Below are 26,688 nucleotides of genomic sequence, written 5' to 3'. Positions count from 1 at the left end.
AAATTAGCATTGCTGAACTTGTGCATCTAGACCAGCAAACAAATCACTAAAATCCGTTTCGAGCAATCGCTTAACTGCGGGATGTTGGATCATACGCTCAGCAAACATCACGTGATACTCCTCCTTCACATCATGGGTTTCACCAAGCAGATTCATACCGTGGGAGATAACTTCTTGGCGATAAATAGACGGTGTGACAAATATACCGCGTTTAAGGTAGCCAAAAGCCTTCATCATCGCAGCATCATCAAATTCCCCGAGAATTTTTACATTAAGATTTTGCTCGTCAAACCAGCGATATAACTGCTGTCCAAGGGAGGTTTTACGTCCAGGAATCAATAGGCGACCTTGTTCTAAACATGCAGGAAAGTCGGCGCTGTAAGTGTCTGCTGAAAAAAAACTGACGCCACACTCTCCCAATTTTTTAGATAAAATCTCTGGGTACTTTAGCGACTCTCCAGCACAATCCGATAGAATCATATCCAGTTTATGTTCACGTAAACGTGCCATTAAACTCTCATGTGTCGCCTCATAACAGGCTAAATGCATTGAGCTATCACTAGGTACTACAGATAATAAAACTCGACTAACCAACGCTTTAGATAGAGCATCAGCAATACCCACTTCAAAGAGAATGGCATTATCTTTTTGGTAGTTCAGTAGGTCGAGCATTTCATAGCTTAAGCTAAACATCTTATCTGCATAGCGAAAGACAAGCTCCCCGAGTTCAGTCGCCTCAAGACTACGCCCCACACGCTTGAATAAGCTACCATTAAGCCGGTCTTCTAAGGCTCTGATCTGACCTGTGATTGTTTGTGGTGTCAAGAAAAGGGCCTCAGCCGCCTTAGCAACAGAGCCCTTTTTTTTGATCATCCAGAAATAATATAAATGGTTATAATTGAGATGCAGCATAGCCGCTTGTTTTCCCTTATCGCTAAACGTGATCTCGATACAACGAGAATCATTACCGTCACAAAAGCGCCACCATAGCATTCACCATGGTGGTTCATTCATAGAGGTTATTTTAAACGTTGGCAATCTAATAAGTTAACGACAATACCCTGTAACTGTTCTAAATCAGCAGCGGTACCAGTACTGACTGCCTCTGTGACACCTAAAACTAGGCTATTACGGTCAGGAATACGACTAGCGCAATAAGTTCGATTAGCTTCTTGGAAACGCTTACCTCCGCGGTATTTAAGTGCTCTGGACTCGTAACCGTTAGTTTCAAGTCTTGCACCTAATGATTCAGGCTTAAACATCAGAGCACCATCAACAATCCCCTCAAGATAGCTTTGGCAAGTCAATGATGTGACGTCCTTATTACAAGCCTCTATTTGCGTCGCCATTGCAGTTGATGATAAAGAAAAGAATATGGCCATTCCCAACAGCTTAATTTTTATCATAGTAATACTCCTTTTTTAGGTAATACTTTCGACAGCCAGAAATATCCAACCAATGCCGCAATAAACGAACCAATTAGAGTTCCTAGGCGAGCCAAATCACCGTACATAGGATCAGCTTGCTCAAAAGCTAAGGATGCAATAAACATCGACATGGTAAATCCAATACCACACATAGCCGCCACAGGTGCAATTTGCATCCACCCAACATTATCGGGTAATCGAGCTAACTTTAACTTAACCGCAATAAAGCTAAATAACATGACACCGATGGGCTTACCTAATATCAAGCCTAATGCAATACCGATAGGAACAGGCGAGAGCAAGGTATCTAAACTCATATTTCCTAGAGCAACCCCCGCATTCGCAAAAGCAAACACGGGTAAAATGAGAAAATTACTCCATGGATGTAAACTGTGCTCAAGATGTTCAGAAGGTGAACTTCCATCTTTAGCACGCAGTGGTATACAAAAGGCAATAATGACACCCGCTAGAGTGGCATGAACACCAGATTTAAGCACCGCAACCCAAAGGATCAGGCCTAAAATCCCGTAAGGCGTCAATGCTGTAATGCCTTTACGGTTTAACCCCACAAGACCAAGAATCGCGACACTAGCAATCGCTAAACTAATGGTTGATAAGTCACTACTATAAAATAGGGCAATAATCACAATAACACCCAGATCATCGATAATCGCGAGTGCTAAAAGAAAAACTTTTAATGCAACAGGGACTCTATTACCGAGTAAGGCCATAATCCCCAAAGCAAAAGCAATATCAGTTGCAGCAGGAATTGCCCATCCCGCTTGAGTCACTGGGTCGCCATAGTTAAATAACAAATAAATACCAGCAGGAACTAACATCCCACCAATAGCAGCAAAACTAGGCAGCGATGCTTGGGCAACACTTGATAACGCCCCTTCGAGTAACTCACGCTTCACTTCTAACCCAATCAGCAGGAAGAATAATGCCATTAGGCCATCATTAATCCAGAGTAATAAAGGTTTATGAATATCTAACGCACCCACGCGAACTTGGACATCAGTCCCTAAAAAACCTTGATAAAGTCCTGATAAAGGAGAATTAGCCATCAGCATAGCAAAGACAACAGCAACCAATAATAGGATGCCGCCCGCTGACTCTTGGCTTAGAAAATTTCTAATTGCTTTTTCCATCTTACACTCCGAAAAACCATAATGTATTGAGTGTAGACGAATAGTAACAACTAGTATAATCGTAAGTTTCGACAAAACACCTCGGCTATTCCGAGGTGTTTGCTCGAAAAATGTACCTAAACGGCGACAGGAGCTTTGATGTGAGGATGAGGATTGTAATTTGTCAGTTCAAAATCTTCGAATTGATAGTCGAAAATAGATTCAGGTTTACGCAGAATCGTCATTAAAGGTAACGGTTTGGGTTCCCGGCTCAATTGCAGCACTGTTTGTTCCATATGATTGGAATACAAATGCGTATCCCCCCCTGTCCACACAAAATCACCAAGCGCTAAATCACACTGCTGGGCAACCATCATCGTTAGTAGTGCGTAACTAGCAATATTAAATGGTAAGCCGAGGAAAACATCACAACTGCGTTGATAGAGCTGACAGGATAACTTGCCATCAGCCACATAGAACTGAAAAAAAGCATGGCAAGGCGCTAAAGCCATTTTATCGAGTTCACCAACATTCCATGCAGAAACGATTAAACGACGAGAGTCTGGTTGAGCTTTAATCTGAGCGATAACTTGTGATATTTGGTCAATAGCATCACCACTCTGAGTTGGCCAGCTCCGCCATTGGGCGCCATAAACCGGGCCTAAATCGCCATTATCATCGGCCCATTCATCCCAAATACTCACTTTATTTTCACGAAGGTAAGCAATGTTAGTCTCACCTTTCAGGAACCACAGTAACTCATGAATAATAGAGCGCATATGGCATTTTTTAGTCGTTACTAAGGGAAATCCTTTACTTAAATCAAAACGCATTTGATATCCAAATACTGAACGAGTTCCAGTACCGGTACGATCCGATTTATCCACACCCTCAGCTAAAATGTGCTTCATTAAGTCTAAATACTGTTGCATTACTGCTTATCCTGTGGACGAAAAATTAAATATAAACCGAACAAAATCATTGGTACAGATAGGATCTGCCCCATGGTCATCATGCCCCAATAAAGCCCCAGTTGCTCATCAGGCTGCCTTACCGTTTCAACGACAACCCGGAAAATACCGTAGCCCAATAGAAACATACCTGACACTGCACCCACTTTTGTTGTGCGTTTGCTAAACCAATAAAGAATAATAAATAACGCAACGCCTTCTAAGGCAAACTGGTATAGCTGTGAAGGATGGCGCGGTGCTGAGCCGCCCGAAGGAAATACCATCCCCCAAGGCACGTCGGTCACCCGCCCCCAAAGTTCACCATTGATAAAATTACCAATGCGCCCTGCTCCCAAACCAATAGGGACGACAGGTGCGACCATATCCGCAACAGCAAAAAAAGGACGATGTTGCTTCCAAGCGATATAGAACATGGCACTAATAACGCCGATTAGTCCACCATGAAAAGACATTCCGCCTTCGGAAATCTTAAACAAATACATTGGACTTTCGAGAAAATAATCAAAATGATAGAAGAGCACATATCCAACGCGTCCTCCTAAAATCACGCCTAAAAAACCATAAAATAAAAGATCGGATACTTGTTCTTTTGTCCAAACACCCTTAGAACGCTCTGCATAACGGTTTAACAGCCACATTGCAGCCACAAAGCCGATTAAATAAGTAAAACCATACCAACGTAAGGCAGGCTCAAAAGTTTGTCCTAAAATATCAAACGGGCCAAATTGTACGATCACCGGATCGATATCGGGAAAACTTAATGCCATAAAACATCCATAAACATCGTCAAAAAAGTGGCTCTGCTACTAGGCCAAAATTAACTTAAGACCAACACACAAAAGTAAGAGTGCAAATATTTTTTTTAATACAGGTGTCGGCAAAGTACTCGCGGCTTTTACGCCTACTGGCGCCATAAAAATAGAAGTGATAATTAAACCAAACAGGGCGGGTAAGTAGATAAAACCAACGGTACCATAAGGTAATTCAGGAGCGTCCATCCCTGCGATAATATATCCAAAACTGCCAGAAAGAGAGATTAAGAAGCCCATCGCAGCAGAAAAACCAACAGCTTGACGCATCTGTAAACCATAAAAAGTCAAAAATGGTACAACCAGAATACCGCCGCCGATTCCCGTTAATCCTGCCAATACCGCAATAAAAGCAGATGCAACAAAAAGCACAAAAGCATTAGGTAACTGACGATTCGACTCAGTCTTAAACGGATAAACCATCTGAATTGTCATTAAAATCACAAAGATTGCAAAACCTCGCTGCAGGGTATCAGCGGGAATGCGTTCAGCAATAAACCCAGAAGCAAGCGCTCCAAGCACAAGCCCTGGCAGCATAGATTTAAATAGAGACCAAGGTATATTGCCACGCTTATGATGGGCTCTAGCAGAGGAAATGGAGGTCAGAATAATTGCGGCCAATGAAGTCGCAATAGCGATATGTGGCAATTGAGATGAGCTAATCCCAACTGATGGCAAAATATAAAGTAGCGCTGGCACAACAATTAAACCGCCACCGATCCCTAATAACCCCGCCATAAAACCGACAAATGCACCTAAAGCTAAGCAAATAAAGAACACTGTTAACAAACTATCCACACGAATACCTACAGCGCGATAAATTGAGGTCTTAGCTTAAAGCAAAAAACGCTATTAGTTAATTAAGAATTGTGACTAAACCTTGCTCATTCAAATATTCTTTAACCAGCTCACGTACTTGAAAACCATTTGATAAACTTAACGCCTGCGACAGTAACTGATCTAAATCAGCACGAGCAACACGGCGAAGTAAATAGTTTATCCGTGCTAAGCTACCTTGATTCATACTCAATTGGTCATATCCCATCGCCACCAGCAAAATCGCCCCCATCGGCTCACCAGCCAACTCGCCACAAATGCTAATATCGAGTTTATGATAGAGACAATCGAGGTGAGCTTGATGTAGCGCGCGTAAAATGCCCGGGTGGTAGCTATCAAAGAGAGAACTAACCCGTGGATTATTACGATCAACCGCGAGCAAATATTGGGTAAGATCGTTACTTCCTACAGAAACAAAATCGACCCGTCTAGCCACTTCATCTAATTGATATAACAATGCAGGTACTTCGAGCATAATGCCAATTCGCGGCATCACAATCTTGTTATTAACATCATGTTTTAGCTCAATATATGCCTGATGTAAATATTCTAAAGCTTGATCAATCTCATCCAAGTTACTGACCATTGGAAGTAAAATACTTAACTGCTTACCTTCACCACCAGCCTGTAACATCGCCCGTAACTGGACTAAAAAAAGCTCTGGATGATCAAGGGATAAACGAATACCACGCCAACCGAGGAAAGGGTTATCCTCTTTAATTGGAAAATATGGCAGAGGTTTATCCCCTCCCACATCTAGAGTTCGCATCACCACGGGACGATTTGAGGCTGCCAATAAAACTTGCTGATAGACTTTAACTTGCTCAGATTCACTCGGGAAGCGCTGTTGTAACATAAAAGGAATTTCTGTTCGATAAAGCCCAATACCATCAGCACCCTCGGCTATTTCAGAGGCGACACCACTGAGTAATCCTGCGTTTAAATACAAACGAATACGTGAACCATCTATGGTTACCGAAGGTAAAGACAACTCTTGGGCATACTGACGTTGTAATGCTTTTTGCGCTGAAATCAAACTGCGATACTCGCTGACAACGGCTGGAGATGGCGATACCATCAGTTGTCCACGGCTCGCATTCACGACTAATAGCTTTTGATCTATATCCGCAGACAGTAATTGCTCAACCCCCGTAATCGCTGGGACGCCAAGAGCGCGGGCTAAAATTGCCGCATGGGAGTTTACACCACCAAGCTCCGTGACTATTCCTGCAAGTTTTTGCCTTGGAAATTCGGCTAACATAGTGGCGTCAGCTTCGCGGGTCACCAGAATGACGGGCTTATCGGGTTCAAGTTCAAGACGCTCAGGCTCGATTAGCTGACGTAATACCTTTTGACCGAGATCGCGAATATCACTGGCGCGTTCTTTAAGATAGGGATCTTCCATTGCAAAAAACTGTTGGATATAACGCAAGGATACTCGACTTACCGCCGACTCAGCAGCCCACCCTAATTGCACTTCACGGGTGTACTCACCACCCAAACTAGCATCATCGAGTAATAATAGTAACGCATTGAAAATAGAGACGACTTCGTCATCTTGCTCACGATCAAATCGTTGAGATAAGGCACCAATCGCGTCTTTACAACGTCCCATCGCAGCCGCTAATCGGCTAGATTCAATGGCGATATCCTCACAATGCACATCGGGCTGCTCAAGGGCAATTTCACCACCAAGTACGAATGCATGAGCAATGGCAATACCATTAGATGCAGAAGTCCCTTGAAACAAAATCTGTTGGTTGTGCGAACTCACCTGAGCTTTTTGCTTCAACCCGCGTATAGCCATAGCAAGTTGGGCGGCAAGCGTCATTAAAAACGCCTCTTCTCCCTCGCTAAACTGACGAGCACTGGCCTGCTGTACCACTATCACACCAACAACAGCTTTCTGATAGATAATAGGTACAGCTAAAAATGCACGGTATTCTTCTTCTGCAACCTCGGGGAAGAGTTTAAACCTTGGATGAAGCCTAGCATCTGCTAAATTGACGGCCTCCTCACGTTGGGCGGCAAGTCCAACTAATCCCTCTGTCAGCGGCATACGCACCCGACCAACAGCACTTTTTTCAAGGCCATCGGTTGCCGACAACACAAGTTCTTGCTCTTCTAATATGTAGATGGAGCAACATTGAGTATCCATTGCCGCTTTAGTGGATGAAACTAAGACTGCTAATGCGGTTTCTAAACTGTGGGCAGATGCCACGGCCTGCGTAATATCCCTAAGCGTATTTAACACTGTTTTCAATCCTCTTTGAAAATCAGCCTGTCGTTTTTTGCCTTCCCCGCTTCCTCGGAATTTCCTGGGTTTGGAATGACAATGCCGTTGCCGCAAACTCTTTCATCACTTTTCGATATACATCACGCTTAAATGAAACGACTTGTCGCACGGGATACCAATAACTTACCCAACGCCAATCGTCAAATTCAGGATGCCCTGAAGAACTTAAATTAATCGCACTATCTTGGCTTTTCAATTGTAACAGAAACCATTTTTGCTTTTGCCCAATGCAGACTGGTTTACTGTCTTGCCTCACTAAACGCTTAGGTAGACGATACCTTAACCAAGAACGAGTCGAGGTTAATATATGTACGTGTTCGGGTCTTAGGCCGACTTCTTCATATAACTCACGGTACATAGCCTCCTCTGCTGACTCACCATCGTCAACACCACCTTGAGGGAATTGCCAAGAATGTTGGCCAAAACGTCTAGCCCACATAACTTGACCATATCTGTTACAAATTATTATGCCCACATTTGCGCGAAAGCCGTCGCTATCAATCACATGGACTCCGAATAAGGATAATTTTAATAATCCGATTGTTTCATAAAGCCAGTCTCTCAGCAAACCTCTATTTTAAGTGGTACATGGGATAAATTCCTCTATATGGATTATTTATCAACAAACAGAAGAAGGCATTCTCAAGGATATCCACATTTTCTGTGGATATCCCTGTTTGAAACTCCCTTGAACTTGTTATAACGTCCAAAAAACAGAAGTTCCAAGGTTCAGCACACTGTTGAAGCAGAACTAAAAAGCTAATATATATCAGCATGATAAAAAATAATTTTAAAACCATCAGTAAAACAAACAATTTAAGGTTAATTTTTAACCTTAAAACTTAATAGTGATTCTAGACTAAATTACAATAAAGGTTATGCACAGGACACTCTGAAAACTATCCACATTTCGATAAAAAACACCGAATTTTTGCATTGACTTGCATTTTTCATTAGGTTAAAGGCATTCACTTTAGGAGTTATCCATAATATCTGTGGATAAGTATGTGAGGAACGTAAGGGAAAGCCGAGTGTAACTTTTAGCGCCTTTAAAAAGATATCTAAATACTGAAGATATAAACATTAAAATCATTAACTTAGCAGTTACCCTTTATAAATGTTATCACCGCCAATCCCCAGTGCATTTTTTAACCACTGTTGCTAACGAACTATTTTTAAGTAAAATTCGCCCATGAAAGCAATTATCCCTCCAGAAAATCTCACCGAATTACTCGAGCGCGCCAATATGATGGCTGGCGTAAGTTTGGCACAAATTGCTGCTAATAGAGGAATAACCGTCCCCAAAAATCTTAAGCGAGATAAGGGCTGGGTTGGCCAACTCATCGAAATGGAATTGGGTGCAACAGCGGGCTCTAAACCTGAACAAGACTTTTTACATCTAGGTGTCGAGCTCAAAACCATTCCCATAAATGCACAAGGAAAACCGTTAGAAACAACCTATGTATGTGTCGCGCCGCTCTCGCAAATTGAAGGACTTACTTGGGAAAACAGCCTAGTCTGCCACAAACTACAGCGCGTGCTTTGGGTTCCCGTCGAGGGTGAAAGACAAATATCTGTCGGTGCTCGCCGTATTGGCACGCCTATTTTATGGCAACCAGATCCCGATGAATTACGTCTATTACAACAAGATTGGGAAGAAATAATGGAGCTTATTGCACTAGGAAAAGTTGAGAAACTCACAGCCCGTCACGGCGAAGTATTACAGCTACGGCCAAAAGCAGCCAATAGCAGAGCATTAACGCAAAGCATTGCCGAAAATGGTAGCCTCAAAATGACCAATCCTCGTGGCTTTTATTTAAAGACCGCTTTTACCGCCATGATACTAAATAAAGCTTTTGGTTAAATTTTAGTAACGATATGGACTTGTATTGATCCAGATCACAAATTTCACTAGCACTTTGGTGATGATTTTCTATAAACTACGGCATCCTGAAATAACGGTCGTATTCGGATAAAAATCGAGTCGTGAGAGCACGTAGACAAGCGAAAAAACTTCTTTTTGCGATATTAGCTTGGGCTATTGCCATGGCTGCTTTCGTGTTTTTTCGATATGCACAATCACCAGAACTGCCCCAGTGGGCGGTGAGCTCAGCCGATCTTGCGACCCTCGCGGTTTATATGGGGATTATCTTTGGTAGCCTACATTGGATGTCAAACTTAATTGCCGATTTTAGCGCAATCAATCGCCTTCCCTATGTGTTTTCAGTTATTTTCAAAGGGTTGTTCCTATTACTAGGTGCAACAACCTTGGCCTACATTACTCAATTTTTAAATATGTGGGCAATAGAAAACCATATGTCTACGCTAAGGCAAATGCTCACAGCGCATATTTTGTACAGCCCTTCTTTTCAAGCACTCATTGTCTACCTTGTTGTTGTTCGAGTCAGTTTAGCCTTTGTTGAGCAAATGGCATTATTAGTAGGCCCACGTATTTTACTCAATATCGGTATGGGTAAATACCATAAACCGAGATATGAACAGCGTTTGTTTCTTTACTTGGATATGGTTGCCTCCACCACACACGCTGAATCACTCGGTGATTATCGTTTTAGCCGTTTAATCCAAGATAGCTTTAGCTTATTGTCAGACACAGTAACGAATAATGAAGCCGAAATATATCGTTACATGGGTGATGCCGTCCTTATCCATTGGCCGTTAGAAGAAGGCGTTGTGCATGATCGTTGTATGAATATCTATTTTGAATTTAGCCAACAGCTTAGCTGGCAAAGACACTACTTTGAGGAACACTACGGTTTTGTGCCTAAATTTAAAGCCGCAGCACATTGTGGGCAGGTAGTAGCAGCGGTTGTTGGGGTACAAAAACAAGAAATTAGCTTCTTTAGTGACGTACTCAATACGTTAGCAAGGCTGCAAGATCAGTGTAACCCCCTTGGACAACGTATGTTAGTGTCTGGGGCTTTAGCTGGACGCTTAGATAATCCCAATAGTGAATATCGCCTAACCAACCTAGGCCCAATCAAACTAAAAGGGAAACAACACTCAATAGAAGTATTTGGTGTTTCCCCACTCTGATCTTGACTCAATTTAAGCTGTAACTAGACGTCACACTTTGCTGCTGTTGCCGTAAGTTTAATCTTCGTCTTTAGTGAGTAACTTTTGGATCATTAAACCTAACGTGCGGAAAGTTAAAATTCGGCTGGTAGTTTGTCGCCAAACGAGCCCTATATCTCGGTAAGGAGCCTCACCCGGTGGTGTCATTACCACTAAATCGGTATCGTTTAGAATGCCAGCATCAATTGCCATTTGTGGTAAGAAGGTCGTCCCTAATTTACTGTTTACCATTTGTACTAAGGTATGCAAACTGGTCGCGGCAAATGGGTTTACCTTGGCACTATCCCCCAACTGACAGGCTGTGATTGCATGGCCTGTTATGCAATGTTCACTTTGCAATAAAAAAATACTCTCATCCGGTAAGGCTTGATAGTCGATCGGTTGATGAATTTCTCCAGCTAAATCCTTATGGATGACCATTTTGAATGGGTCAATGCCAACCTTCATACTGTGATAACCACTAGTATCAACTGGTAAGGCAAGGATCAATAGATCTAACTCTCCTTTCCCTAAAGCATCTAACAAACGGTCAGTTGTATCTTCTTTCAGCAACAAACTCATCGCAGGATAAGCTTGCTGGCATTGGCGCACAACGCGACTCAATAGGAAAGGGGCAATCGTAGGAATACAGCCTAGGCGAATATCACCCGTCATTGGCTCGCCTTGATTTTTAACTAGCTCAACTAAGTCGTCGACATCGGTGAGGATCTTACGGGAACGTTGTACAACTTCTTCACCAATAGCAGTAAACATAAATGATTTGTGATCACGTTCGATCAATTGATGACCTAGTTGCTCTTCTAAATTTTGGATCCCACTGGATAACGTCGACTGACTAACAAAACACACCTTAGCAGCGCGGTTAAAATTTTGCTCTTGATGGAGATTCACCAAATAAAATAAATTCTTGAGGCTAGGTAAACTTTTCATTTTATCGATTGCCAATAAGGTTATGCATTAATAAATTAAATCTACTCTAGCATAAAGTATCAACAATAACGCGGCATTAGTTATCAAGAGTGTGAGCCGAATCGCCATTCCGTGGATTGTACAACGGCTCAATAGGTCAAACTGAAGTGTTACGATATTTTGAGGTTACATTTTGTTCGTGACGGCAAGTTCGAACAGTGTTTCTGCTGCGTTTTCATCTATTGATAAAAACTGGCTCAAGTTTGCACTGGTGACTCAGCGTGCTCGAAAACATCAAACACGCTCTCGCTTATCAATAAATAATATTATCTAGTCAATGCTGCAGCCATCTCTTTTGAACAGACACGCCATAGTTATAACTGAGGTTATATTTTTGCCTGAAGAAACAGCTTTAGCTGTTGTAAATCTGCGCTCGCAAACTCAACAATCTGAGCAACCCAAATACCATGCTCTACTGCCCAGCGATCTTCTTCACCATGTTGCAATAATTGAGCAATTTGCTGAATACGTTTCAAACCAACAGAGCCTGCGGCCCCCTTAAACTTATGAGCCTCAGAACACAGGGTATCTTTATCTTCAGCATCGTTAGCCTTTACTAGATTACCCACATATTCAGGCATGAGTTGCTCAAATAGTACAACACTCTTCAAGAGGGTAGCTGCACCAATAGCACTACAGTACTGTTCCAAAGTATTGAGATCTAGGATTGCTTCTAATTCAACTGTGGCCATCGAGGCCTCCCTTAAGTAGTTCAATGCGTAAATCAAATTCAGGACATGATACCCTCAAAAATTGACAGTGCAACTTATAGCAGTATTTACAGTCCAAAACAAATTTATCTATAACAAATCAAAAGCTTGCTATTAACACCATCCAACATTTACCACTATGGATGGTATCTAAACCGTGCTGATATTGCGACTATCGTCCCTCTAATGCTTCCCCTTGTCCACCATAAAGCGCCAAATTATCGACAATCGCCACTAATCCATCCCAACGATAAGCACACCAATTGGGCGCTAGTAGCATAGGTTTTTTCGCATAAGCGGTGACCCGATGGAAAATCACTTCCTGTGGCGTATGGCGGATCATCTCTCCGACACTGCGGGCATAATCCTCAAGACTCAATAAAGGTAGGCGACCACTTCGCCACGCTTTGGCCATAGTGCTACCTTCGACAATATGTAAAGGATGCAGCTTCAAACCATCAACGCCCTGCTGCAATACAGCTGCTAAAGTCGCCATATAATCGCCGTGAGTTTCATTGGGTAAGCCAAGAATAAGATGAGTGCATACCTTTAGACCACGGGCTCTTGCCCTAGAAACAGTATCACAATAGCAGGCGAAATCATGGCCACGGTTAATTCTACGCAGCGTTTCATCGTTGGCAGTTTGTAGTCCAAGTTCTAACCAAACATCGACACCATCGGCCTGATAACGCGCCAACAAATCCAATACATTATCCGGCACACAATCGGGGCGAGTTCCTACACATAAACCGACTATCTCACCATCTTTAACTGCTTCATCGTATTTAGCCATCAACACTTGATACTCATCGTAAGTGCTGGTGTAAGCCTGAAAATAAGCAATAAATTTATCGGCTTGAGCCTGAGGTTTCGCCTCACGATAGCGACTCTTTCCCTGTTCGAGTTGCTCAGTAATACTCAATACATCAGCAGTTTGATGGCTAAATGACGCCACATTACAGAAAGTACAGCCTCCTCGCCCCAAAGTGCCATCACGGTTAGGGCAAGTAAACTTGGCATCTCTTGTCAGTTTACGCAATCTTGTGCCGTATTTTGCCTTACAAACTGCGCCGAATGTGTTGACGTATGCATCAAGCCCCATTACAACACCTGCCTAACGTGATATGGCTTCATTTTTAATAACCAAGATAAAATTACAGTAGAAAAGAAAAAAGTGATTGGACGAAAGGAAAAAGCTTATTGTAAACAAAGTTAGCCTGTTTTTCTTTGCCGTAAATAAAACTCCGAATAGATAGTCACAACTATTGTCAAAAATGTGCACTCCCCCTTGCATTTAACTTACATTTAGCGATCCACCTCACAAATGTAGAGAATAAAAATTCACTTATTATAATTTTTTATACCTTCACTGTATTTGCAATAAAAATCACTATTTGTAAATCAAAAACAATCCCACCCCATGTTACACTTTAGTAAACCATCAGTTTTATCCTTTTTAAAATTCTTTTTATTCATAATGTTATACAACGTATTTTACTGTTGACGTTAACGTAACGCCATTGTGTTTTGTGTATGAAATATGAATTAATACCCATATTTTATGCAAATTTTTGGTTTGACCTTTAGTGAATCTCAGGCTAATTTGGGTGGTTCGGGTGCATATATAGAAAGTCTTTACATTTTCTCCCCGAGAAGTAATCAGTTGAGGTCTAGGGAGGTTTTTGTATGAGCTTATATCATCCCAGTTTTGAGCGGGACAATTGTGGTTTTGGGTTGATAGCACAAATGGATGGCGAAGCCAGTCATCGTATCGTGCGTACGGCTATTCATGGCCTTGATCGAATGAAACATCGTGGTGGCATAGCTTCCGACGGTCGCACTGGCGATGGCTGCGGTTTATTAATGCAATTACCCGTGCAATTTTTTGAAGCAATTGCCGCAGAAAATGATTGGCATTTAAGCCGCAAGTTTGCCGTAGGTATGCTGTTTTTAAGTCAAGACAATGAATTGGCCGACCAAGCTAAGTTTATCCTTGAGCGTGAACTCGAACGCGAAACCTTAAGCATTGCTGGCTGGCGCAAAGTACCAGTCAATCCCGATGTGTTAGGTGAAATTGGCAAGGCTAGCCTGCCACAAATCTACCAAGTACTGATCAACGCCCCCATTGGCTGGCGTGAAAAAGACTTGGAACGTCGCCTTTATATGGCGCGTCGCCGCTTAGAACAGCAGATCATTGATGACAAAGACTTCTATGTCGCGAGTTTGTCTGGCCAAGTTATCGTCTATAAAGGCTTGATGATGCCTGTAGATTTGCCCGCGTTTTATCCCGATCTCGCGGACATTCGCTTAAAAAGCTCTATCTGCCTATTCCACCAGCGTTTTTCAACGAACACATCCCCTAAATGGCCATTAGCTCAGCCCTTTAGATATTTAGCCCATAATGGTGAAATCAATACTATTACGGGTAACCGTCAATGGGCCCGTGCCCGTGCCTATAAATTTAATTCACCGCTACTGCCAGATTTGCAGCAAGCCGCTCCCTTTGTGAATGAAACAGGCTCAGACTCTTCATCTTTAGATAATATGCTGGAAATGCTGTTATCCGGTGGCATGGACTTATACCGTGCCATGCGTCTATTGATCCCGCCTGCTTGGCAAAGTAATCCAGAAATGGATGATGAATTAAAAGCCTTCTACGACTTTAACTCTATGCATATGGAGCCTTGGGATGGTCCGGCCGGTATTGTGATGACCAACGGTCGCCATGCCGCCTGCGCCGTTGACCGTAATGGTCTGCGTCCATCACGTTATGTGATCACAAAAGATCGTATTTTGACCTTAGCTTCCGAAGTTGGAATTTGGGATTACGCCGCAGATGAAGTGATCGAAAAAGGCCGTGTTGGGCCTGGTGAATTGCTGGTACTCGATACGTTAAATGGTCGCCTATACCAATCCTTTGAAATCGATAACGATCTTAAACGCCGCCACCCTTATAAAGAATGGATGGCAAAAAACAGCCGCACTTTGATCCCAGCAGAGCAACTCACCACAGAGCAACATGGTGCTAGCGAATTAAATCCAGAACAATTGCTGCAATATCAAAAGCAATTTGGTTATACCCGCGAAGAGCTAGAACAAGTTATTTGGGTATTAGCAAAACAAGGTGAAGAAGCCACAGGGTCAATGGGTGATGATACACCGATGGCGGTGCTGTCGAAAAAGTCACGTTCGCTGTATGACTATTTTAGGCAGAAATTTGCTCAAGTAACGAATCCCCCCATAGATCCATTACGTGAAAAGCATGTCATGTCCTTGGCGACCTGTATTGGTCGCGAGCAGAACCTGTTTAATGAAACCACAGGGCACGCTTACCGGGTGATGTTCAACTCGCCAATTCTATTATTCAGTGATTTTAACCAATTACTGGGATTAGATAGCACTTACTATCGCGCTAATATCGTCGATTTAAATTACGATCCTAATGAAGGACTCGAAAACGCCATCCGCCGCATCACAGCCGAAGCGGAACGTTTAGCTCGTAGTGGCACCACCTTACTCATTTTATCCGATCGCGCCGTTGATAAATCTGCACAAGTGATCCCCGCTGCCATGGCGGTCGGATCTGTGCAACAAATGCTGGTGAATAAAAGCCTGCGCTGCGACACCAACATCATTGTTGAAACTGCATCCGCACGGGATCCACACCACTTTGCCGTACTACTTGGCTTTGGTGCCACTGCCATTTATCCATACCTAGTATACGAATCAATCTCCGAACTGGCGAAACGCCATGGCTTAACCGATACGATTGCATTAATGCTGAACTTCCGTTACGGCATCGAAAAGGGCTTGCGTAAAATCATGTCCAAAATGGGCATCAGTACTGTCGGCTCTTACCGTTGTAGTCAACAATTTGAAGCCATAGGCATTGCCAGCGAAGTCATCGACTTATGCTTTAAAGGTGTAGTTAGCCGTATCGAGGGCGCCGGTTTTGCAGAAATCGCCCAAGACCAAGCAATACTGCACAAAGCGGCCTACCGTGCCCATGTGCCATTGCCGCAAGGTGGACTGCTAAAATACGTTGAAGGCGGTGAATATCACTGCTTTAACCCTGATGTAGTCAACACCCTACAGGCATCACTGATCGATAAAAACTTTGCTACCTATAAAAAGTTTGCCGAACTGGTCGACAATCGCCCTATTGCCACACTGCGCGATTTAATCGGTATTAAGGGGGCTCAAACCTCGATTGATATCACCGATGTAGAAGCGGCATCAAATCTATTCTCACGTTTTGACAGCGCTGCTATGAGTATTGGCGCATTAAGCCCTGAAGCCCATGAAGCGCTGGCTATCGCAATGAACCGCTTAGGCGGCCGCTCAAACTCAGGTGAAGGTGGTGAGGATGCTCGCCGCTTTAATACTGAACGAAATTCTGCAATTAAACAGATTGCCTCGGCCCGCTTTGGTGTCACTGCGCATTATTTAGTTAATGCTGATGTATTGCAGATTAAAGTCGCCCAAGGCGCAAAACCCGGTGAAGGTGGTCAGTTACCCGGCCATAAGGTGAGTGTTGAAATCGCCGGACTGCGGCATGCTCGTCCTGGTGTAACGCTGATTTCACCGCCACCACACCACGATATTTACTCCATCGAAGATTTAGCCCAGCTAATTTTCGATTTAAAACAAATCAACACTAAAGCACTGATTTCAGTTAAATTAGTGTCAGAGCCAGGTGTCGGCACTATCGCCACGGGCGTAGCCAAAGCCTATGCGGATATGATCACCATTTCAGGGTATGACGGCGGCACAGGTGCCAGCCCAATCACCTCAGTGAAATATGCGGGTAGCCCATGGGAGCTAGGTTTAGCCGAAGTGCATCAATCTCTCGTGGAAAATGGTCTACGCCATAAAATTCGCCTGCAAGTCGATGGTGGCTTAAAAACCGGTACTGATGTCATTAAAGCCGCGCTCTTAGGTGCTGAGAGCTTTGGTTTTGGCACTGTGCCTATGATCGCCCTAGGTTGTAAATACCTGCGTATTTGCCACTTGAACAACTGCGCGACGGGCGTTGCGACTCAAGACAAAAACCTGCGCGATAACCATTACCACGGTCTGCCAGAGCGAGTGATGACTTACTTTGAGTTTGTGGCAGAGGAAGTGCGCGAATGGATGGCGACCCTTGGGGTCAGTAAATTTGAGGACTTAGTTGGCCGCAGTGAGTGGTTGTATACCCTTGAAGGACAAACCGCTAAACAACAGGGCTTAGATCTTTCACCGATTTTGTATCAACCCAAAGTGCCAGCGACCTCGTCACGTACTTGGCAAGAAACCAATCCACCGGCAGATTTAGGGCTACTTAACCAGCATTTATTAAACGAATGCCAAAGCGCCGTCGATAAGGGCGAGAGTTTCGACGCCGCTTATAGCATCAATAACACTGACCGCTCCGTTGGCGCAACCTTGTCAGGCTATATAGCGAGCACGCTCGGCGTGAAAGGCACTAAAGCGCCCATCAAACTGAGCTTTAACGGCAGCGCAGGCCAAAGTTTTGGCGTGTGGAACAGCCCAGGACTTGAGTTAAAGCTCTGTGGCGATGCCAACGACTATGTGGGTAAAGGGATGTCTGGCGGTAAGATTGTGATTTATCCACCACTGGGCAGTCCATTCCAAAGCGAGCGCAGCGCCATTGTCGGGAACACGTGCCTTTATGGTGCGACAGGCGGCAAGTTCTTCGCCGCGGGTCAAGCGGGCGAGCGTTTTGCAGTACGTAACTCAGGAGCGATTGCTGTGGTCGAAGGGCTTGGCGATAACGGCTGCGAATACATGACTAGCGGTATCGTGGTTGTCCTTGGTAAAACCGGGGTGAACTTCGGCGCGGGTATGACAGGCGGCTTTGCCTATGTGTTCGACCAATTTGGCCGCTTCAATCGCCGTGTGAATACTGAACTTGTCGACACTCAAAAACTGGAATCACCGATCCATCAACAACATTTAAAAGGCTTAATTGAAGCCCACGTGGCCGAAACGGGCAGCGAACATGCCAAGATGATCTTAAGTGATTTTGGTAACTGGTTAGATTGCTTCGTATTAGTGAAACCTAAAAATATTGCCGTGGCCGATCTGCTCAAACTCGAGCAATCGAGCCCAGAATTAGTTGTAAAAGCGGGGTAATGGCGCATGAGTAACGATTTTCAATTTATTGAAGTGGGTCGTAAAGACCCCGCTAAACACCCTGCAGCTAAACGTGCGACTCAGTTTATTGAGATTTATCAGCCTTTTGCTCAGCCTCAAGTAGCCGAGCAAGCGGACCGCTGTTTAGATTGCGGCAATCCTTATTGTGAGTGGAAATGCCCGCTACACAATTATATTCCTAACTGGCTCAAGCTAGCGGAACAAGGCCGCATCATGGAAGCGGCAGATTTAGTGCATGAGACCAACACTCTGCCCGAAATCTGCGGCCGTGTTTGTCCACAGGACAGACTCTGTGAAGGTGCTTGTACTCTGAACGACGACTTTGGCGCTGTCACTATCGGTAATGTCGAAAAATACATTACCGATACCGCTATCGCCCAAGGCTGGCGCCCCGATATGAGCAAGGTCACGCCACGCCCTGAACGAGTGGCGATTGTTGGCGCCGGTCCTGCGGGTTTAGGCTGCGCGGATATTCTGTCTCGCAACGGTGTTAAAGCTGTGGTCTTTGATAAATATCCACAAATTGGTGGGCTACTCACCTACGGTATTCCGTCTTTTAAACTCGACAAAGCCGTTATGGCGACCCGTCGCAGTGTATTAGAAGGCATGGGCATTGAGTTCAAACTCGGGGTCACTGTCGGTAAGGATATCCCATTTACTCAACTGCTCGAAGAATACGATGCCGTCTTCCTCGGTATGGGCACTTATACTGCCATGAAAGCGGGTCTTGAGGGTGAAGATGCCCAAGGCGTATACCAAGCCCTGCCCTATTTGATTGGTAACACCCATCATTTAATGGGCACTCAAGATGCGCAAACGCCCTACCTGAACCTTGAAGGTAAACGTGTGGTGGTATTAGGCGGTGGTGATACTGCGATGGATTGCGTGCGCACCGCCGTCAGACAAGGTGCCAGCAGCGTAGTCTGTGCTTACCGCCGAGACGAGGCCAACATGCCAGGTTCACGCCGCGAAGTGCAAAATGCGCGCGAGGAAGGGGTTAACTTCCTGTTTAACCGTCAACCTGTGGCGATTAAAACCCAAGATGGCAAAGTGATCGGCATTGAATGCGTCGAAACCGCCATGGGCAAGGCCGATGCAAGCGGTCGTCAACGCGCAGAAGCGATTGCAGGTAGCGAGCAGTTGCTCGAAGCCGATGCCATTATTATCGCCTTTGGTTTTCAACCAAGCCCTGCACCTTGGTTTGCCGAACACGGTATCGAGCTCGATCAATGGGGCCGAGTCAAAGCAAATAAGTTAGATGAAAACCCATTCCAAACTACCAACCCGAAAGTGTTTGCCGGAGGTGATATGGTGCGCGGTTCAGACTTAGTCGTGACAGCCATTGCCGAAGGTCGCGATGCAGCCCAAGGTATTCTTAACTACTTAGACTAAGCACTATAAATTAAGCGCCAACGTATTTTTATCACTAAAAACTGTTTTACCACTGTCGTTTAACAAGCACTCCAATGGCTGGACTCATGCAAACGAGTTCAGCCATTATCAAGCAATCCCAATCTCGCCATAACGACTGCATAAAACTGTGTGGTATATTAGCCAGCATTCCCGTGTCCCACTCTTTAAGTGTTGAATCAAAAAGGTCTCCCATGAAAATTGGAATTATTGGCGCAATGGAGCCAGAAGTCGCTCACCTGATCGCCGCCATGACAAACGCAACATCGCAAACCATTGCTGGTATTGAATTTATTGCGGGTACTCTCGCGGGTAAAGACGTAGTAGTAACTCGCTCTGGCATAGGTAAGGTGGCTGCAAGTATTGCGACCACGCTGCTCATCGAGAAATATGCGCCGGATGCGGTGATCAACACAGGTTCTGCCGGTGGTTTTGTTGATACGCTGGCCATTGGCGATATCGTGATTTCTTCTGAAGTGCGTCACCATGATGTGGATGTCACGGCTTTTGGTTATGAAATTGGCCAAATGGCACAGCAACCTGCTGCGTTTATTCCTGCCGCACATTTAGTTGAAGCTGCCAATAAAGCGATTGCTCAACTGGGTGAAGTCAAAGCAATTGAAGGTTTGATTTGTACTGGCGATAGCTTTATTTGCGATCCTGTTCGCACCCAAGCCATGCTCAAAAACTTCCCGACTATGGCTGCCTGTGAGATGGAAGGCGCTGCCATTGCCCAAGTATGTCACCAGTTTGGTGTGCCATTTGTGGTAATCCGCTCTTTATCGGATAACGCCAACAATGACTCGCCAGTGGATTTCGACTCTTATATTGTCAAAGCGGGTTACCATTCAGCGCTAATGGTAATGCTGTTACTTGAGCAGCTAAAATAGTCAATCTTGAGTAGCACCTTAAGCGGAAAAGTATCAAATGCATAGTTCTTTTTATCAACGACTTGTTGAGATTGATGGTGCTTTGTTTGAAGGTTTTTTGATACTTTTTTGCGCTTTATTGCTCGCACGTTTAGCCCCTTTACCGCGAGAAATGCAGCCGCTAATTTGGTTTACCCATTTAGCAAAACAGCTCGCCGCAAAAGTGAATCGTTCAGAACGTCCAGCAAGCCAACAAGCCACCGCAGGCTTGCTAGCAATGTTATTATTGGTATTTCCATTTTGGGCCATTATTACTTTTTTACTCGAACTAGCTGCTTTTCCTTGGTTTTTTGAGTTTTTAGTGCTTTATCTCTGCCTGAGTGATGCAGGTTTCAACCAAGTGGCTGCTGAAATCGCTCAGGCTCTCAAGCGCCAAGATAATGCAAACGCCAAAAAACTGCTTCAGCCTTGGGTTGTCCGTGATACCGATAATCTATCTGAAGTCGGACTGGCCAAAGCCACCATAGAAAAACTCGCCACAGCGCCTATTTACGGGACGGCTGCAACCATTTTCTTTTTTGCCATCGCTGGAGCGCCCATGGTGCTTGCAGTGCGAATGATTAAGCAACTTGAACTCAGTTGGCCACCAATACAACCGAAATACCAACATTTTTGTAGCACAGTCAATAGCCTATCAACTGTATTATTAGCTATTCCCGGGTGGCTTTGGAGCCTATCCATTGCTATTCAGGGTGGACCTAAGGCAATGACAAGCCTTTTTCGATTACCTAAACATCATCCTGCTTTACGGGGTTATATTCTCAGTGTGGATTTGGTGGCCAGAATTTTACATATTGAATTAGGCGGTCCACAAAAATTTTCAGGTCAACGTATCGATGTGGCCAAAATCAGTTACGGCCCACAACCCACTAGCAACAATATAGCCTCAGCGATTCAACTCACCTCCCGCGCGAGTGCTATATGGTTTAGTTTTGTTATTGTACTTCCCCTGTTATGGGCAGGTTTACGTTGGCTACAAAGCCTGTGATATGATGCAATTTCCCTTAGCACTTGGTTAAAGGCAGGCCCTCTTGTTTGAAAATATGCATGTTTCATTAACAACCCCAGCGTTGTTATTTCCAGCAATTTCCCTGCTATTACTCGCGTATACCAACCGATTTTTTGCACTGGCCGCACTGATCCGTCAGTTGAGTAACGGCGACAAACCCGTACATAAGGATCAAATTAAAAACCTCAGCCAGCGGATCCGCATCATACGAAGAATGCAAGAAGCAGGTGTTTCCAGTTTTGCGCTGTGTGTTTTATGTATGATTTTTATCTATATTGGTTTAAATAAAACGGGCTCTGTTATCTTCGGTGCCAGCTTATTACTACTGCTGTATTCACTGATTTTATCTGTGATTGAAATTCGTATCTCCGTGGATGCCTTAAATATCCATATCAAAGAGATGAGTAAATGATTCATTGGATCTACTTTTTTGACTTATGTGGCACAGCCGTTTTTGCCTTATCCGGCGCACTCGCCGCCGGGCGCCATAGAATGGATCCATTTGGCGTCATTGTCCTTGCCTCTGTCACCGCTATTGGTGGCGGCAGCATCCGCGATGCGCTCATAGGTGCAACACCCGTATTTTGGATCCGCGACCCAAACTACATCATAGTGATCCTCGCGACCGTGCTCGCCTGTTTGCTATTGGTCCGTCGGCCTCGCAAGGTGCCCGAGTACATTTTACCCGTCGCAGATGCTTTTGGATTAGCCCTGTTTACTGTGATTGGTGCCGAAAAAGCCCTCAATATGGGTTTGAGTGGCATGATTGCCGTGGTAATGGGCTTGATCACAGGCGTGGGAGGAGGCATTATTCGAGACTTACTCTGTAGGCAAATACCCATGGTGTTACGCACAGAAATATATGCTACGGCTTCAATCATTGGTGGCATAGGTTATACCGTCAGTTTAACCTACGGTATGAATGAAAAAACGGCGCTGTTTTTGGCGATGACCAGTGCCTTGATTATCCGCTTAAGCGCCATCAAATGGCATCTATCTCTACCAGCCTTTGATCTCAAAACTAAGAGGGAATAGTTTGCGAATATTGTGTCTTATTTTATGTCTTATGTTTGCTTCTCTCGTGATTCCTGTATCGGCACAAGCCAACTCGGGAGAAATGCCACAGGAGCAGCAACTCGCCGTAAAGTACATGGATGCACTAACCGAGCACGACTACAAAACTCTTATCACATTTTATAATCGCGACAGTATTTTCTTCGATAAAACAGCTAACCGTAAATATACCGGAGGGCGATTTATCATCGACTTTCTAGAACGAGCTCATCAAGGTGTACTCGAATATGATTTTAATATCGAGCATATGTATAACGCAGGCTCTTTAGTGGTCATGATAGGTAACTACCATTTTAAAGGACCCGGTGAACAATTCGGCAAACCCGGTAAAATTATTGATGTGGCAATTCCTGCAGTCACCAGTCTAAAACTCGATATGCTCAACCGTAGAGTGACTGAACATGTCGATCTAATTGATTACCAAACCATGTCAGACCAATTGGCGATGCAGTAATCACAAAATTTGTGCCTCCTTGAAACTTGAGACCAAGACACAGGTCGAAGCTAACAATGAATCAATTTCCAGAATGTTATGCATTCACCAGATTTACAGCATTGTTGCAATGAGGTTTGTATGAAATTTTTTGGATTATGTGCCCTAGTCGCCTTTTATAGCCTAATGCTGTCGCCCCAAGCACAAGCACAGCAACCCATTATTGTTTCTTATGCAGTTCAACCTGTTAATCACTTCAATCAACAATTACGCATTGCGCAGGCGCAACAACAAGATTGGGCAAAAGATCCTAGCAAAATCAGTAGCCAATATGCAGGTAATAAATTTACCTTAGTGCGCACTCAATCGCATAAAGGCAGCATTTTAACCTATCAAGTGAGCGAGTTTTCCAAGCAACATCCACAGATGCTGTTGATTATCTCCCTAAAACAAAATGCCAAACAGTGGCAGGTCAGTTCGGCTCAGTTGGCGTGGAAATGCAGTGGTGGACAACACTTTGGTACCGACAGATGTAATATCGCCGAGCATGAGCTAAACACAGCGCCTTAATCTTGCTGTGTAGAAAGTATAAAAAAAGAGCGCCCTAAGGCGCTCTTTTTATTCGTTTAAACTTCTTGAAGTTTAAACGAATAAATTAAAATGACTTAACCTAAACCCACTGACCAACGTCACTATACCAAAGTCACTTTGGCAAACTTACGTTTACCGACTTGGAATACAGCAACAGTACCCGCGAACAAAGTCATACGGCTATCTTCTAACTTTTCGCCGTCCATCTTCACCGCACCTTGCTTAATCATCCGCATCGCTTCTGAAGTCGATGCCACTAAATCAGCATCCTTCAACAGATTGGCAATCGCAATACCTTCACCCGCTGCTAACTCGATTGCTTCGATATCGTCAGGGATCATTCCCTTAGCACGATCGACAAAGGCTTGATGTGCGCTTTCGGCAGACGCTGCATCATGGAAACGGGTGATAATTTCCTTCGCTAAAGCAATTTTAATGTCACGTGGGTTAGCGCCATTAACCACATCTTGTTTGAATTGTTCAATTTCAGCCAGAGGGCGGAATGACAGCAACTCAAAGTAGCGCCACATCAAATCGTCCGAAATTGACATCAGCTTACCAAACATTTCGTTGGCGGGTTCACTCACACCAATGTAGTTGTGTGCCGATTTAGACATTTTCTTCACACCGTCTAAACCCTCAAGCAGTGGCATCATAATCACAGCTTGTGGTTTTTGACCTTCGGCTTTCTGTAACTCACGCCCCATTAACAGGTTGAACTTCTGGTCAGTACCGCCTAATTCAACGTCGGCCTTAAGGGCTACTGAGTCATAACCTTGCAGCAGTGGATACATAAACTCATGGATAGCAATCGATTGACCCGAGGCATAACGCTTTTTAAAGTCATCACGCTCCATCATACGCGCAACGGTTTGTTGTGATGCTAAGCGGATCATTCCCGCTGCACCTAAAGGCTCTAACCAACTTGAGTTAAACTCGATGCGCGTTTTTGCTGGGTCAAGGATTTTATAGACCTGCTCTTTATAGGTTTCAGCGTTGGCTAATACTTGCTCACGAGTCAGTGGTGGACGGGTACTGTTTTTACCACTCGGATCACCCACCATACCGGTAAAGTCACCAATTAAGAAAATGACTTCATGACCTAACTCTTGGAATAATCGTAATTTATTTAAAATTACTGTGTGTCCAAGATGGATATCCGGTGCAGTAGGATCTGCGCCTAACTTAATACGAAGTGGACGTCCTTCTTTGAGTTTTTCCAGCAGATCCGATTCGAGTAAAATCTCATCGGTACCACGTCTAATTTCTGCTAATACTTGGTCTAAATCAGCCATCTCGGCAGGGACTCCTAAGGCCATGATCATAAAATGAGGAGACTTATGTTACTTGTTAGCCAGCACAATTGAAAGTGTGTACACTAACGGGATTATTCAAGCCTCAGGTTATCGGTATCGGCGTCAATGGGAAAGGTTATTACGTTATTTAAATTGTTGCCTAAAAAGCATCAAATTCTCCTCAGCATTCTTTCTGTTATCACTATGATAACCATGCTCCTACCTTCTGAAGAAGCCCAAGCTTCAAGGCAAACCGCAGGCATAAGTGAGCAAACACAAATTAACACCCGTTATGATGTTCCTCTCGCCTTTCGCTCACCACAACGCCCAGAGTCAATAGAGGGTGAATCGAGTGATGTTCCAGCAAATGCAGAGCCATTATCCTCAACAGATGCGCTAGCCGCAGGAAATGCCAATAATCAAGCTGTCGAGTCCATTGAAAGTGCACTCCATAGGGATGTAGAGCACTTTAATGTTAAAAATGGCGATACCTTAGCAGCGGTATTTGACCGCGCAGGTTTAACGAGTAAAGATGTTTATGAAATCACCCAGTTGCCTTTAGCTAAGCAAAATTTACTTAAGATAATGCCTGGCGAAGAAATTGTGATATCAAAAGATGTCAAGGGTGATTTAACTGAAGTACGCTATCGAATTAATGCTATTTCTACGCTCGTGATCAGTAAAAACCAAGAACAATATCACGAAAAAATATCTGAGAAGGATGTAGAAATTCGCACGCATTTTACCAGCGCGAAGATTAAAAGTAATTTTTGGAACTCTGCGGTTGATGCGGGCTTAAATGCGAACCAAATCATGCAACTATCTACAGTGTTTGGTTGGGATATCGACTTTGCATTGGATTTGCGTGAGGGCGACAGTTTCGCGATTATCTATGAACAAGAATATGCAGAAGGTGAGTTTTTACGTAACGGTAATATCTTAGCTGCTGAGTTTATTAACCAAGATGAGCGTTATACGGCGATTCGCTATACGGACGGTAACTACTACTCAGAAAATGGTACTAGCATGCGTAAAGCCTTTTTGCGCTCACCGGTTGATTTTAAATATGTCAGTTCCAACTTTAACCCAAAGCGTTTGCACCCAGTCACTGGTCAAATAAAAGCCCATCGAGGTGTTGATTATGTTGCCGCCATAGGCACGCCAATTAAAGCCGCGGGTAGTGGCCGTGTGATCGAGTCGGGCTATAATCAATTCAACGGTAACTATGTGTTTATTAAACACAACGATACTTACACGACTAAATACCTACACCTCACCAAACGTAATGTCAGCAAAGGGGCAAACGTTAAGCAAGGGCAAATCATCGGCACTTTAGGAAAAACAGGACGAGTTACCGGGGCGCATCTACACTACGAATTCATCGTTAATGGTGTACATCGCAATCCAAGAACGATCACTTTACCTAAAGCCGAATCCATTGCACGTAAAGAAAAACCGCAATTCGATGCCTTGAGTAGACAATTAATGGCGACCATTTCACAGAACAAGCAAACACAATTAGCAATGCAATAACGACTGGACGGACTCC

Annotated in this window: 23 protein-coding genes; 11 read left to right on the top strand and 12 right to left on the bottom strand. The window is 44.1% G+C overall.

The features are described from left to right. Positions 1-3: 3 nt before the first annotated feature. From nhaR to rppH, 8 genes are all read right to left on the bottom strand, one after another. The gene (nhaR, locus tag MZ182_RS05465; RefSeq protein WP_011790284.1) at positions 4-912 is read right to left on the bottom strand and encodes a transcriptional activator NhaR; all 909 of its coding nucleotides are present in this window, start codon (positions 910-912) and stop codon (positions 4-6) included. A 107-nt stretch (positions 913-1,019) separates the two neighbouring features. Then, complete coding sequence (locus MZ182_RS05460; RefSeq protein WP_011790285.1) at positions 1,020-1,406, bottom strand: hypothetical protein; 387 nt, start codon at positions 1,404-1,406, stop codon at positions 1,020-1,022. Continuing rightward, a complete protein-coding gene (nhaA, locus tag MZ182_RS05455) occupies positions 1,403-2,578 on the bottom strand; it encodes a Na+/H+ antiporter NhaA (RefSeq protein WP_011918885.1) in 1,176 nt (391 codons plus the stop codon). The genes MZ182_RS05460 and nhaA overlap by 4 nt, the downstream gene beginning before the upstream one ends. 116 nt (positions 2,579-2,694) lie before the next feature. Continuing rightward, positions 2,695-3,489 (bottom strand): thymidylate synthase, encoded by a 795-nt coding sequence (gene thyA, locus MZ182_RS05450; RefSeq protein WP_011790287.1) that lies wholly within the window; start codon positions 3,487-3,489, stop codon positions 2,695-2,697. Further along, positions 3,489-4,295: a prolipoprotein diacylglyceryl transferase gene (gene lgt / locus MZ182_RS05445; RefSeq protein ID WP_011790288.1), complete on the bottom strand. Its 807-nt coding sequence runs from the start codon at positions 4,293-4,295 to the stop codon at positions 3,489-3,491. The genes thyA and lgt overlap by 1 nt, the downstream gene beginning before the upstream one ends. Positions 4,296-4,334: 39 nt before the next feature. Continuing rightward, positions 4,335-5,135 carry a sulfite exporter TauE/SafE family protein gene (locus MZ182_RS05440; protein WP_011790289.1) on the bottom strand — a complete coding sequence of 267 codons (801 nt, stop codon included), beginning with the start codon at positions 5,133-5,135 and terminating at the stop codon, positions 4,335-4,337. A gap of 58 nt (positions 5,136-5,193) precedes the next feature. Continuing rightward, on the bottom strand, positions 5,194-7,428 hold the full coding sequence (gene ptsP, locus MZ182_RS05435) for a phosphoenolpyruvate--protein phosphotransferase (RefSeq protein ID WP_014610115.1): 2,235 nt from the start codon (positions 7,426-7,428) through the stop codon (positions 5,194-5,196). A gap of 22 nt (positions 7,429-7,450) precedes the next feature. Next, on the bottom strand, positions 7,451-7,975 hold the full coding sequence (gene rppH / locus MZ182_RS05430; RefSeq protein WP_011790291.1) for an RNA pyrophosphohydrolase: 525 nt from the start codon (positions 7,973-7,975) through the stop codon (positions 7,451-7,453). Between the two features lie 687 nt (positions 7,976-8,662). On the opposite strand from rppH, the gene mutH reads away from it, so the two are divergent. Further along, positions 8,663-9,334 carry a DNA mismatch repair endonuclease MutH gene (gene mutH / locus MZ182_RS05425; protein WP_014610113.1) on the top strand — a complete coding sequence of 224 codons (672 nt, stop codon included), beginning with the start codon at positions 8,663-8,665 and terminating at the stop codon, positions 9,332-9,334. A gap of 122 nt (positions 9,335-9,456) precedes the next feature. Further along, positions 9,457-10,524 (top strand): adenylate/guanylate cyclase domain-containing protein, encoded by a 1,068-nt coding sequence (locus MZ182_RS05420; protein ID WP_011790293.1) that lies wholly within the window; start codon positions 9,457-9,459, stop codon positions 10,522-10,524. Between the two features lie 57 nt (positions 10,525-10,581). Here MZ182_RS05420 and oxyR read toward each other — a convergent pair whose 3' ends face one another. From oxyR to MZ182_RS05405, 3 genes are all read right to left on the bottom strand, one after another. Beyond that, positions 10,582-11,493 carry a hydrogen peroxide-inducible genes transcriptional activator OxyR gene (gene oxyR / locus MZ182_RS05415; protein WP_011790294.1) on the bottom strand — a complete coding sequence of 304 codons (912 nt, stop codon included), beginning with the start codon at positions 11,491-11,493 and terminating at the stop codon, positions 10,582-10,584. A 365-nt stretch (positions 11,494-11,858) separates the two neighbouring features. Continuing rightward, positions 11,859-12,224: an Hpt domain-containing protein gene (locus tag MZ182_RS05410; RefSeq protein ID WP_011790295.1), complete on the bottom strand. Its 366-nt coding sequence runs from the start codon at positions 12,222-12,224 to the stop codon at positions 11,859-11,861. A 190-nt stretch (positions 12,225-12,414) separates the two neighbouring features. Beyond that, positions 12,415-13,344, bottom strand: coding sequence for a TIGR01212 family radical SAM protein (locus MZ182_RS05405; RefSeq protein WP_248065599.1), 930 nt, complete (start codon positions 13,342-13,344; stop codon positions 12,415-12,417). 584 nt (positions 13,345-13,928) lie between these two features. Here MZ182_RS05405 and gltB point away from each other — a divergent pair. The 8 genes from gltB to MZ182_RS05365 all read left to right on the top strand — a co-directional run bounded on the left by gltB (position 13,929) and on the right by MZ182_RS05365 (position 23,823). Then, positions 13,929-18,377 (top strand): glutamate synthase large subunit, encoded by a 4,449-nt coding sequence (gltB, locus tag MZ182_RS05400; RefSeq protein WP_248065598.1) that lies wholly within the window; start codon positions 13,929-13,931, stop codon positions 18,375-18,377. 6 nt (positions 18,378-18,383) lie between these two features. Beyond that, positions 18,384-19,790, top strand: coding sequence for an FAD-dependent oxidoreductase (locus tag MZ182_RS05395; RefSeq protein WP_011918882.1), 1,407 nt, complete (start codon positions 18,384-18,386; stop codon positions 19,788-19,790). A 212-nt stretch (positions 19,791-20,002) separates the two neighbouring features. After that, positions 20,003-20,698 carry a 5'-methylthioadenosine/adenosylhomocysteine nucleosidase gene (locus MZ182_RS05390; protein ID WP_011918881.1) on the top strand — a complete coding sequence of 232 codons (696 nt, stop codon included), beginning with the start codon at positions 20,003-20,005 and terminating at the stop codon, positions 20,696-20,698. 37 nt (positions 20,699-20,735) lie between these two features. Next, positions 20,736-21,725 (top strand): cobalamin biosynthesis protein, encoded by a 990-nt coding sequence (locus MZ182_RS05385; protein WP_115015849.1) that lies wholly within the window; start codon positions 20,736-20,738, stop codon positions 21,723-21,725. A gap of 55 nt (positions 21,726-21,780) precedes the next feature. Then, positions 21,781-22,158, top strand: coding sequence for a DUF2721 domain-containing protein (locus tag MZ182_RS05380; RefSeq protein WP_011790301.1), 378 nt, complete (start codon positions 21,781-21,783; stop codon positions 22,156-22,158). Next, positions 22,155-22,781 carry a trimeric intracellular cation channel family protein gene (locus tag MZ182_RS05375; RefSeq protein WP_014610108.1) on the top strand — a complete coding sequence of 209 codons (627 nt, stop codon included), beginning with the start codon at positions 22,155-22,157 and terminating at the stop codon, positions 22,779-22,781. Before MZ182_RS05380 ends, MZ182_RS05375 begins: the two co-directional genes overlap by 4 nt. Position 22,782: 1 nt before the next feature. Then, positions 22,783-23,274: a nuclear transport factor 2 family protein gene (locus tag MZ182_RS05370; protein ID WP_014610107.1), complete on the top strand. Its 492-nt coding sequence runs from the start codon at positions 22,783-22,785 to the stop codon at positions 23,272-23,274. A 120-nt stretch (positions 23,275-23,394) separates the two neighbouring features. Next, positions 23,395-23,823, top strand: coding sequence for a hypothetical protein (locus MZ182_RS05365; protein WP_011918878.1), 429 nt, complete (start codon positions 23,395-23,397; stop codon positions 23,821-23,823). Positions 23,824-23,945: 122 nt separating this feature from the next. Here MZ182_RS05365 and tyrS read toward each other — a convergent pair whose 3' ends face one another. Further along, complete coding sequence (tyrS, locus tag MZ182_RS05360; protein WP_011790305.1) at positions 23,946-25,139, bottom strand: tyrosine--tRNA ligase; 1,194 nt, start codon at positions 25,137-25,139, stop codon at positions 23,946-23,948. A 126-nt stretch (positions 25,140-25,265) separates the two neighbouring features. Between tyrS and MZ182_RS05355 the strand changes: the two genes are divergently transcribed. Continuing rightward, entirely contained in the window at positions 25,266-26,672 is a 1,407-nt protein-coding gene (locus MZ182_RS05355; RefSeq protein ID WP_248065597.1) for a peptidoglycan DD-metalloendopeptidase family protein, read from the top strand. The last annotated feature ends 16 nt before the right edge of the window (positions 26,673-26,688 follow it).

The sequence above is a fragment of the Shewanella sp. JNE2 genome (assembly GCF_023159115.1).
In the GTDB taxonomy this organism is placed as follows: Bacteria; Pseudomonadota; Gammaproteobacteria; order Enterobacterales; family Shewanellaceae; genus Shewanella; species Shewanella putrefaciens.
Note: the sequence above shows the minus strand (reverse complement) of the source record. Positions and strands in the feature narration are given on the sequence as shown.